The sequence below is a fragment of the Saccharopolyspora sp. NPDC002686 genome (genome assembly GCF_040295745.1).
Lineage (GTDB): Bacteria > Actinomycetota > Actinomycetes > Mycobacteriales > Pseudonocardiaceae > Saccharopolyspora > Saccharopolyspora oryzae.
Map to the genome: position 1 here is coordinate 1 of NZ_JBEOVY010000297.1, position 10,035 is coordinate 10,035.

Sequence of the window (10,035 nt, forward strand, 5' to 3'; positions counted from 1 at the left end):
GCGGCCGCGGCCGCCTCCTCCAGTCCCATCCCGGTGGCCGCTGCGGGCACCCCGGACAGGAACAGCGCTTCGGCTTCGGCCTGGTGCAGTCCGGTGAGCTTCGAGCGGTAGCCGCCGAGCAGCCGGTACCCGCCGGCCCGGCCTCGCTCGGCGTAGACCGGGACTCCCGCCTCGGCCAGCGCGAGCACGTCGCGGGCCACGGTGCGCTCGGAAACCTCCAGCTCGCGGGCGAGTTCCGGAGCGGTCATCGATTCCCGCACCTGGAGCAAGCACAACAACGAGACCAACCGCGACGCCCGCACCCGGCCACCTCCTCACCCGCGGCGAAGTTACCCCGGCGCACCGACACCACGCCGCAGTGCCGACCTTGCGGTTCCGCCTGGCTGGTGCAGTACCACAGTTTCAATTGAAACTGCAGATCCCACCCACGGCGGATTGCAGTTTCAATTGAAACTGCACACCCGGGCGTGTCGGGACACCGGCGTGTCGGGAGGTGGGGACAACCCGGGTCACCTGTGGAGGATTTCCGCAATTTCAATGGAAATTGGAGGTCGAAATTCCATTGAAATTGCGGCGTCGGGGACTGGTCAGCGCAGGCCGGTGGTCTTGAGGGAGGCGACCAGCCAGCGTTGGCCGAGGAGGAAGACCAGGACCGTGGGGAGCGCTGCGAGGACCGCCGCTGCTGTCACGTAGTGCTGCTTGGACGCGTACTGGCCTTGCAGGGACGCGATGCCGACCTGGACCACGCGCAGGGATTCGTCCTGGGCCACCGCCAGGGGCCAGAGGAACGAGTTCCAGTTGGCCAGGAAGAACAGCACCGCCAGGGCCGCCAGCATCGGGCGGCTCAGCGGCAGGACGACGTGCCAGTAGATCCGCCAGTGGCCGCAGCCGTCGAGGTGCGCCGCCTCCTCCAGCTCGCGCGGCACGCCCAGGTAGAACTGGCGCAGCAGGAAGATGCCGAAGGCGTTGAACAGGCCCGGCACGATCAGGCCCGCGTAGGTGTCGACCATGCCCAGCCCGCGCACCACGATGAACAGCGGAACCAGGATCACCGGCAGCGAGATCAGCAGCGTGGCCACCACCGAGGCGAAGGCGAATCCCCTGCCCCGGAACGACATCCGGGCCAGCGCGTAGGCCGCCATCGAGTGCAGGAACAGGGCGATCACCGTGACGGTGATGGCCACGAACGCGCTGTTGGCGAGGTAGCGCAGGAACGGCACCTCGGTCAGCACGTAGATCACGTTGTCCAGCGTCAGCGTGCTCGGCCACCCCAGGTCGTAGAGCTCCTCCTCCGGCCGGAAGGCGCTGAGCAGGAACCACAGCAGCGGAGCGATCGCCAGGAACGCCACCAGGTAGGCCGCGATCGCGCGCCCGCGAACCCTACGCATCGAACCGACCTCCCCTGGTCAGGGCGAACATCGCCGAGGTGACCGCGCCGAGCGCGATCACCAGCAGCGCGCAGATCGCCCCGGCGTAGCCGAACCGGCCGAACTGGAACGCCTGCTGGTAGGCGTAGTAGACGACGGTCGTGGTGGCGTTGGCCGGCCCGCCGGAGGTGGTGACGAAGACCAGGTCGAACACCTGCATCCCGGTGACCGCGTTGATCGTCGAGGTGACCAGCACGAAGAAGCTGGTCGGGCGCAGCATCGGCCAGGTCACGTGCCGGAACCGCTGCCACGGACCACCACCGTCCACAGTGGCCGCGTCGTAGTACTCGCGCGGGATGTCCTGCAGTCCGCCGAGGAAGATCAGCATCTGGTAGCCCATCAGGAACCACACGCTGATCAGCACCAGCGTGACCAGCGCCAGGCTCGGATCGCCCAGCCAGGACACCCCGCCCAGGCCGGTCAGCTTCGCCAGCGCGCCGGTCTTGTCGGTGAGCAGGAACTGCCAGAGCAGCCCGATCACCACCAGGCTCACCGCGTTCGGCAGGAACAGCGCGGCGCGCACCGCGCCCACCCCGGGGAAGTGGTCCTTGACCAGCAGCGCCAACCCGAGCGCGGCGAAGAACGCCAGCGGCACGAACAGCACCGCGTACAGCGCGGTGATGCCGAAGCTGCGCCACAGCAGCCCGTCCCCGGCCATCAGCCGGAAGTTGTCCAGCCCCGCCCACTCGACGTTGCCGAAGCCGTCGACGCTGAACAGCCCCACCACCAGCGCGAGGGCCGTCGGGATGACGATGAACAGCAGCAGCCCGATGCCGTCGGGGGCCAGGAAGGCGAAGGCCGCCGCGGCGTCGGATCGTCGTCGGTCGCTCAATTGATCGGCGCTCCGTCGTAGGTGGACAAGAACGTGTCGATCTGCTCTGCCGCGGCCTCCGCCGAGGCCACCGGGTCACCTCCGTCGAGCTGGCAGGACTGCACCGCGTCGGAGATCGCCCGGTAGATCTCCGGCGGGTAGCGCGGTTCCGGGCGCGCCTCGGCCATCACTTCCTCGGCGAACACCCGCATCGGTCCGTGGTCGAAGGCCCCGTGCTGCTGCGCGGCGCGCTGGACCGAGTAGCGCGGCGGCAGGTTCGTCTTGGCGATGGTGTTCCAGCGGCGCATCCGCTCGATGCACGCCGGATCGGTGGATCCCAGCGCCCACACCACGAACTCGGCCGCGGCCTGCGGATTCGCGCTCTTGGCGTTGGCCACCATCGCCCAGCTGCCCAGCGCGGTGGTGTAGCCGCCGCCGGTCGGACTGGGCATGGGGACGACGCCGTAGCGGAAGTCCGGGGCCTGCTCGGCGATCTCGGCGATGCCCCAGACGCCGAGCTGCTGCATCGCGCAGTAGCCGTCGGCGATGTTGGAGATCGAGTCGTTACCGCCCGAGCCCTTCACCCGGCGCGGGGCGACGCCGGCGTTGACGGTGTCCTGCCAGAACTGCAGCGCCGCGTGCACGCCCGGGCCGTTGAACGCCGCGCGCCGCTGGTCCGGGGTGAACACCTCTCCCCCGGCCATCCACATCGCCTGGTAGAAGGTGAAGTTCTGGTAGTAGCCCGGGTTGGTCTCCAGCAGCAGCCCGAACCGGTCCGGGGTGGTCAGCTTCTCCGCGACGGAGATCAGCTGGTCCCAGGTGCGCGGCAGGTCGCCCTCGGCGAGCCCGGCCTGCTCCATCGCCGCTTCGCCGTAGTAGAGCGCGAGCGGTTCGATCTCCATCGGCAGGCCGTAGATCCGGTCGCCGACCAGCCGGGTCTGCAGCACCTCGGGCAGGAAGTCCGCGCGCACCTCCGGTGCCAGGTGCGGCGTGAGGTCGAGCAGCGCGCCGCCGTTGTGGTAGCGCAGGAAGTCGCCGGGGCTGAGCAGGAAGACGTCCGGTCCGGCGCCCGCGCTGAACGAGGTCTGCAGGGTCGGGCCGGAGGTGTAGTCCTTGGTCGGTATGTAGCGCAGCCGGACCTTGATGTCGTGCGTGGCGTTCCACTCCTCGGCCAGCTGCACGAACCAGTCGCTCTGCGACTTCTGCTGCCCGCCGGGCCCGTAGAAGTTCCAGAAGGTGATCTCGTTCGGATCGCGCGACGGGCCGCACCCGACCAGTGCCGGAGCGGCCAGCGCAGCGGCGCCGACACCGCCCAGGAACGACCGCCGGCTGATCCCCTCTCGCGGGCGAGTCACGTCGGATCCCCCCTCCGGAAAACGATTGCTGACGCTATTGATCTGCCGCATCCCAGGTCAATGGGCCATTCGTGTGGGTGCGCGACCGGCTTGCACGATCGGTTATGGACCCCATAGCGACAACGCAGGTTCCCGGCGGTTCGCCGCGCTGTTAAGAAGTAATCACCACCGGAATTCCCCTCCGCACGAAGCGAAAGTCGTTCCGCCGCAACCACTTCCCACCCATTGGAGACATCGATGAACGCTGCTTCGGACGTGCTGGAAGTCAACGGCCGCAGTTACCGCGCCCCCGCCGCACCGGTGGTGGTCGTGTGCATCGACGGCAGCGAGGCCGACTACCACGAGCAGGCCATCGCCGCAGGTCTGATGCCTTATCTGGCCGAACTCCCCGAGCACGGCACCAGCCTGGTCGGCGAGTGCACGATGCCCTCGTTCACCAACCCGAACAACATCTCCATCGCCACCGGGGTTCCGCCCGCGGTGCACGGGATCTGCGGGAACTACTTCTACGACGCGGAATCCGATTCCGAAGTGATGATGAACGATCCGCGCTATCTGCGCGCACCGACGATCTTCGCCGAGTTCGAGCGGATCGGCGCCAAGGTCGCGGTGGTGACGGCCAAGGACAAGCTGCGGCGGCTGCTGGGCGAAGGCCTGGAGAAGGGCGTGTGCTTCTCCGCCGAGCACGCCGACCGCGCCACCACCGCCGACAACGGGATCACCGACGTGCTCGACCTGGTCGGACGCCCGCTGCCCTCGGTGTACAGCGCGGACCTGAGCGAGTTCGTGATGGCCGCCGGGGTCGCGCTGCTGGAACGCGACCGGCCCGACCTGATGTACCTGTCGCTGACCGACTTCATCCAGCACAAGCACGCGCCGGGTTCCCCGGTCGCCAACGACTTCTACGCGATGCTCGACCGCTACTTCAAGCGGCTCGACGAGCTGGGCGCGGTGCTGGTGATCACCGCCGACCACGGCATGAACGCCAAGACCGCCGGGGGCGCCCCGAACGTCGTCTACCTCGACGAACTGGCCGGTCCGGGCGGGCGGGTCGTGCTGCCCATCACCGATCCGTACACCGTCCACCACGGCGCGCTGGGGTCGTTCGCGACCGTGCACCTGCCCGCCGAAGCCGACGTCCCGGCCATCGCCGGGCGGATCGCCGGAGTCCCCGGCGTGCAGCAGGTCCTGCGCCGCGAGGAGGCCTGCGAGGCCTTCGAGCTGCCCGCCGACCGGATCGGCGAGCTGGTGGTCATCGGCGACCGCAACACCGCGCTGGGCACCAGCCCGGACCGCCACGACCTGACGCAGCTCGACGGGCACCTGCGCTCCCACGGCGGGCTGACCGAGCAGGAGGTGCCGTTCCTGATCAACCGGCCGGTGCAGGTCCCCGACGGGCACCGGCTGCGCAACTTCGACGCCTACTGGGTCGCGCTGAACCTGGGGAGGCAGGACAGATGACGACGACGACGACCGCAACCCCCGTCGCGGTCCGGACCCGCCGCTGGCAGCTCCGGATCTTCGCGATCACCTGGATCGCCTACGCCGCCTTCTACTTCACCCGGCAGGCGTTCTCCGCGGCCAAGGTCGGCATCCTGGACGACCCGTCGGTCAACACCGTGCTCACCAAGCAGGTCCTCGGCGACCTCGACGCGGCCTACCTGGCGGCTTACGCGGTCGGGCAGTTCGTCTGGGGATCGCTGGCCGACCGGTGGGGGCCGCGGGTCGTGGTCCTCGGCGGGATGGCCATGTCCGCGGTGGCCGCGATGTTCATGGGACTGGTGCCCGCGGTGGCGCTGTTCCTGCCGCTGATGATCGTCCAGGGCCTCGCGCAGTCGACCGGGTGGGCGTCGCTGTGCAAGAACGTGTCCAGCTTCTTCCCGAGCCACCAGCGCGGCCGGGTGCTCGGCTTGTGGAGCACGAACTACGCCTTCGGCGGGCTGGTCGCGAGCCCGTTCGTGGGCTGGGTGGCCTACACGCTCTGGTCGGACTGGCGGGTGGCGTTCCTCGCCGGGGCCGGCGTCCTGGTGATCGTCCTGATCGCGTTCGCGGTCTTCCAGCGCAACCACCCGGCGCAGGTCGGGCTCGATTCCCACGACGAGGCAGCGGTGCCCGCCGAGGAGCGGCCGAGCTTGCGCGAAGCGCTGCTCACCGGTGTGCGGGACCGGAACGTGCGCACGCTCGGGCTCGCGTACTTCCTGCTCAAGCCCGCGCGGTACGCGATCCTGCTGTGGGGCCCGGTGATCGTGACCGAGCGGATCCCCGACGTCGGCAAGTTCGAGGCGGTCGTCATCCCGGTCGCCTTCGGCGTCGCCGGTCTGCTCGCGCCGATCGCGATCGGCTTCATCTCCGACAAGCTGTTCGCCGCGCGCCGCATGCCGCCGTGCGTGCTGAGCCTGGCCGCGCTGGTCGTGGCGTTGGCGCTGTTCATCCCGCTGACGGCGTCGGGCAGCGTCGGGCTGATGGTGACCGTGCTGGCCGTCATCGGCTTCACCGCCTACGCCGCGGACGCGATGATCTCGTGCGTCGCCGCGGTGGACTTCGGGACCTCGGCGCGGGCCGGTGCCGCCGCCGGGTTCGTCAACGGGTGCGGATCGGTCGGGGCGATCCTCGGCGGCCTGCTGCCCGGATACCTGGGCGGGACCAGCCTGTTCCTCGGTTTCGCCGGGGCCGCGCTGCTCGCCGGTCTGGTCCTCGTCCCCCGCTGGAACCAACGACCCGCCGAATAGGGCTTCAGGACAAGGCATTCCGCGTGGGAGGAGCTAGTCGTGAACGAAGCAGATGTCGCAGTCGTCGGCGGCGGGATCGTCGGCCTGGCGCACGCCCTGGCCGCCGCGAAGCGGGGCGCGCGCGTGGTGTTGTTCGACCGGGACGAGCGCGCGGTCGGCGCGTCGATCCGCAACTTCGGGCTGCTGTGGCCGATCGGCCAGCCCACCGAGACCTACGAGAGGGCGCTCCGCGCGAGGGAGATCTGGCTGGACGTCATCAAGCGCGCCGACCTGTGGCACGCCGACGTCGGGTCCCTGCACCTGGCCCACCACCAGGACGAGCAGGACGTGCTGGCGGAGTTCCTGGCCACCACCCCGGGCGCGCGGGACGCAGGCTGCCGGCTGCTCACCCCGGCCGAGGTGGCCGAGCGCAGCGACGTCGTGGTCCAGGACGGGCTGCTGTCGGCGTTGTGGAGCCCGACCGAGATCAACGTGGACCCGCGGCAGGCGATCCCGGGCGTGGCGGAGGTGCTGGCGCGGGACTTCGGCGTCGACGTCCGGTTCGGCGCCGCGGTGCGCGGGATCTCGATGCCGACCGTCGAGACCACCGCCGGGAACTGGCGGGTGCAACGGGTTTTCGTCTGCAGCGGCAACGAGTTCCAGGCGCTGTACCCGGAAGCGTTCGAGCGCACCGGGATCCGGCGCTGCAAGCTGCAGATGATGCGCACCGCCCCGCAGCCCGGCGGTTGGGCGTTGGGGCCGACCTTGTGCGCGGGCCTGACCCTGCTGCACTACCGGGCGTTCTCGCACTGCGAATCCCTGGCCCCGCTCCGGCAGCGGTTCGCGGAGCAGCTGCCGTTCCACCTGGAGCACGGCATCCACGTGCTGGTGTCGCAAACCGCCGACGGGCGGGTCACCATCGGCGACTCGCACCACTACGCCGACACCCACGACCCGTTCGAACGCGAAGACGTCAACAGCGCGATCCTGGACTACTTCAACGGTTTCGCGGCCGTCCCGCGCCCGGAGATCACCGAGCGCTGGCACGGCGTCTACCCGTCCCTCCCCGACGGCCGGACCGAGCTCATCGCCCACCCGGAACCGGACGTCACCGTGGTCAACGGCCTCGGCGGGGCCGGCATGACCCTCTCCTTCGGCCTCGCCGAAGAAGTCCTCGCCTGTCCTTGAACTCATTTCGAGGGTCGGTGCGGGTAGCGGAACCTCAGCGCCCGCCTGGACTCCCGGTGCCCGACTTCATGCGTGCCACTGGCCTCTCGGACCGCGATCATCCGGAAGTGGAGTTCCCATGCCCGAATTCGTGAATTTCATCGGTGGCCGGTGGGTCGCCCCGGAAACCGGGCGCACCCGGCCGAACGTCAACCCGGCCGACACCGCGGACGTCATCGGCGAGTTCGCCGAATCCGGTGGCGTCGACGTGGAATCCGCGGTCGAGGCCGCCTGCGCCGCCCAGCAGGGCTGGCACGACCTCGGACCGATCCGCCGCGCCGAATACCTCCGCGAGGCGTGGCGCCTGCTCGACCAGCGCGGCGAGGAGTTCGCCCGGGCGATCACCCGCGAGCAGGGCAAGCTGCTCTCCGAAGCCCGCGGCGAGGTGCAGCGGTCGCTGGCCGTCCTGGACTTCACCACCGGCGAGGCCCGGCGGCTCAACGGCGTCACCACCCCCGCCGAGGAACCGCGCACCTGGGCGTTCACCTTCCGCCGCCCGATCGGCGTGGTCGGCCTGATCACGCCCTGGAACTTCCCCCTGGCCATTCCGATGTGGAAGGTCGCCCCGGCGCTGCTGGCCGGCTGCCCCGCGGTGTTCAAGCCGTCGCCGCTGACGCCGCTGACCGCCGAACTGCTGACCCAGGTCTTCGCCGACGCCGGACTCCCGCCGGGCGTGCTCAACCTCGTCCAAGGCGATCGGCCGGTGGGCGAAGCCCTCGTCGCGCACGACGCGGTGGCCGGGATCTCGTTCACCGGCTCGGTCCCGGTCGGCACCGCCATCCAGCGCGCGGGCGCGCACCGGCTGCTCAAGACGCAGCTGGAGCTGGGCGGCAAGAACGCGGTCGTGGTGCTCGACGACGCGGATCTGGAGGTGGCCGTGGACGCGATCGTGAAGGGCGCCTTCGGCCAGGCCGGACAGCGCTGCAGCGCCACCAGCCGGGTCGTCGCCGACTCCCGGATCCTCGACGAGCTCGTCGACCGGCTGGCCGCGCGGGTCTCGGCGATGCGCGTCGGTCCCGGCACCGATCCGGCCAGCGACATCTGCCCGGTGGTCAACGAAGACCGGCTGCAGGCGTGCCTGGCGGCCGTGGCCAGGGCCCAAGATGACGGTGCGAAGGTCGTCTGCGGCGGCAACGCCGCGCCGGATCTCCCCGACGGCTACTACGTGGAACCGACGGTGCTGCGCGATGTGCCGTGGGACGCCGAGATCGCGCAGGAGGAGGTCTTCGGCCCGGTGCTGTCGGTGATCGCCGCCGACGGCTTCGACGACGCGATGCGCATCGCCAACTCGGTCCGCTACGGCATGTCCGGCACGATCTGCACCCGCGACCAGTCGCGGATCTTCGCCGCGCTGGACCGCTTCGAGGCGGGCATGCTGCACGTCAACCGGCCCGGCGTCGGCGCTTACGCGCACCTGCCGCACGTGGGTTCCAAGCAGTCGCAGCACGGCCCGCCGGAGTGCTCGCCGCAGGTGTGGGACTTCTACACCGAGTGGCGGTCGGCGTGCATCAGCTATTGACCGCCGAGCACCGCACGCCGAAGGTGGCAGGATGCAGCTCAACCTGCACCGGTTGTGGATCTTCCTGCACGTGGTGGACTGCGGCGGGTTCTCCGCAGCGGCGCAGCAGCTGTTCATGAGCCAGCCCTCGGTGTCCAACCAGGTCCGGCAGCTGGAGCAGTCGCTGAAGGCGACGCTGATCGACCGGTCCGGCGCGCGCATCCGGCCGACCACCGAGGGGCAGGTGCTCGCCGACTACGCGCGCCGGATCTTCCTGCTGGCCGGGGAGGCCGTGGCGGCGATCGAGCAGGTCAAGAACCTGCAGGCCGGGGAGCTGGTGGTGGGCGGCACGAGCACGGTCGGCACCTACCTGCTGCCGCGGCTCATCGCCCGCTTCCACCACCGCCACCCGGACCTGCGCTTCGCGGTGCGCACCAGCAACGGCGAGCAGGTCCTGCGCGACCTGCTGGACGGCGAGGTGGGCATCGCGGTGTTCGCCGACCGCCCGGACGCCGACCAGGTGGTGGTGGAGCCGATGTTCTCCGACCGCCTGGTGCTCATCGCCCCGGCCGACCACCCCCTGGCCGGTGCGAGGGCGACTCCGCGCGACCTGTCCGGCGAGCGGTTCCTCATGCGCGAGCGAGGCTCGGCAACCCGCCGCCTGCAAGAGGAAACGATCGTCCACTGGGGACTGGAAGCGCTGGAACCGATCGACATGTCCAGCACCGAAACCCTGAAGCAGGGAGTGATGGCCGCCCTGGGCGTCTCGCTAATCTCGGAACACGCCGTCGCGCACGAGGTCCGCGAAGGCGAACTGGCCGTGATCCACGTCAGCCCGGAACCCCCGGTCCGCCCGGTGGTCATCGGCTACCGCCGGGACCGCCTCCTGTCCGCAGCGGAAAGAGCCTTCCTGGCCCTGCTCCACGAACTCCGCGACTGGCCGACCTGACCTTCCCGCTCGGCACGGCGGAGCGGGAAGGACAGGCGTTCAGCGGAGGCCGGAGCGGAC

At 70.1% G+C, this 10,035-nt stretch carries 9 protein-coding genes; 5 read left to right on the forward strand and 4 right to left on the reverse strand.

Going from position 1 to position 10,035, the window contains the following annotated elements; all coding sequences use genetic code 11:
• The 4 genes from ABTZ89_RS29670 to ABTZ89_RS29685 form a co-directional block, all read right to left on the reverse strand.
• Positions 1-302 (reverse strand): helix-turn-helix transcriptional regulator (locus ABTZ89_RS29670; RefSeq protein ID WP_502949615.1); only part of this gene is annotated, 302 nt, incomplete at its 3' end.
• A gap of 285 nt (positions 303-587) precedes the next feature.
• Positions 588-1,388, reverse strand: a complete 801-nt coding sequence (locus ABTZ89_RS29675; protein ID WP_351050836.1) for a carbohydrate ABC transporter permease — start codon at positions 1,386-1,388, stop codon at positions 588-590.
• A complete protein-coding gene (locus ABTZ89_RS29680) occupies positions 1,381-2,259 on the reverse strand; it encodes a carbohydrate ABC transporter permease (RefSeq protein WP_351050839.1) in 879 nt (292 codons plus the stop codon). The genes ABTZ89_RS29675 and ABTZ89_RS29680 overlap by 8 nt, the downstream gene beginning before the upstream one ends.
• The gene (locus tag ABTZ89_RS29685; RefSeq protein WP_270947003.1) at positions 2,256-3,593 is read right to left on the reverse strand and encodes an ABC transporter substrate-binding protein; all 1,338 of its coding nucleotides are present in this window, start codon (positions 3,591-3,593) and stop codon (positions 2,256-2,258) included. Before ABTZ89_RS29685 ends, ABTZ89_RS29680 begins: the two co-directional genes overlap by 4 nt.
• A gap of 237 nt (positions 3,594-3,830) precedes the next feature.
• On the opposite strand from ABTZ89_RS29685, the gene phnA reads away from it, so the two are divergent.
• The 5 genes from phnA to ABTZ89_RS29710 all read left to right on the forward strand — a co-directional run bounded on the left by phnA (position 3,831) and on the right by ABTZ89_RS29710 (position 9,975).
• Entirely contained in the window at positions 3,831-5,054 is a 1,224-nt protein-coding gene (phnA, locus tag ABTZ89_RS29690) for a phosphonoacetate hydrolase (RefSeq protein ID WP_351050843.1), read from the forward strand.
• Positions 5,051-6,322 (forward strand): MFS transporter, encoded by a 1,272-nt coding sequence (locus ABTZ89_RS29695; RefSeq protein WP_351050845.1) that lies wholly within the window; start codon positions 5,051-5,053, stop codon positions 6,320-6,322. Before phnA ends, ABTZ89_RS29695 begins: the two co-directional genes overlap by 4 nt.
• A gap of 39 nt (positions 6,323-6,361) precedes the next feature.
• Complete coding sequence (locus ABTZ89_RS29700; protein ID WP_351050846.1) at positions 6,362-7,489, forward strand: TIGR03364 family FAD-dependent oxidoreductase; 1,128 nt, start codon at positions 6,362-6,364, stop codon at positions 7,487-7,489.
• Between the two features lie 118 nt (positions 7,490-7,607).
• Positions 7,608-9,047, forward strand: a complete 1,440-nt coding sequence (locus ABTZ89_RS29705) for an aldehyde dehydrogenase family protein (protein ID WP_351050849.1) — start codon at positions 7,608-7,610, stop codon at positions 9,045-9,047.
• Positions 9,048-9,078: 31 nt separating this feature from the next.
• A complete protein-coding gene (locus ABTZ89_RS29710) occupies positions 9,079-9,975 on the forward strand; it encodes a LysR substrate-binding domain-containing protein (RefSeq protein ID WP_270946998.1) in 897 nt (298 codons plus the stop codon).
• Positions 9,976-10,035: the final 60 nt, after the last annotated feature.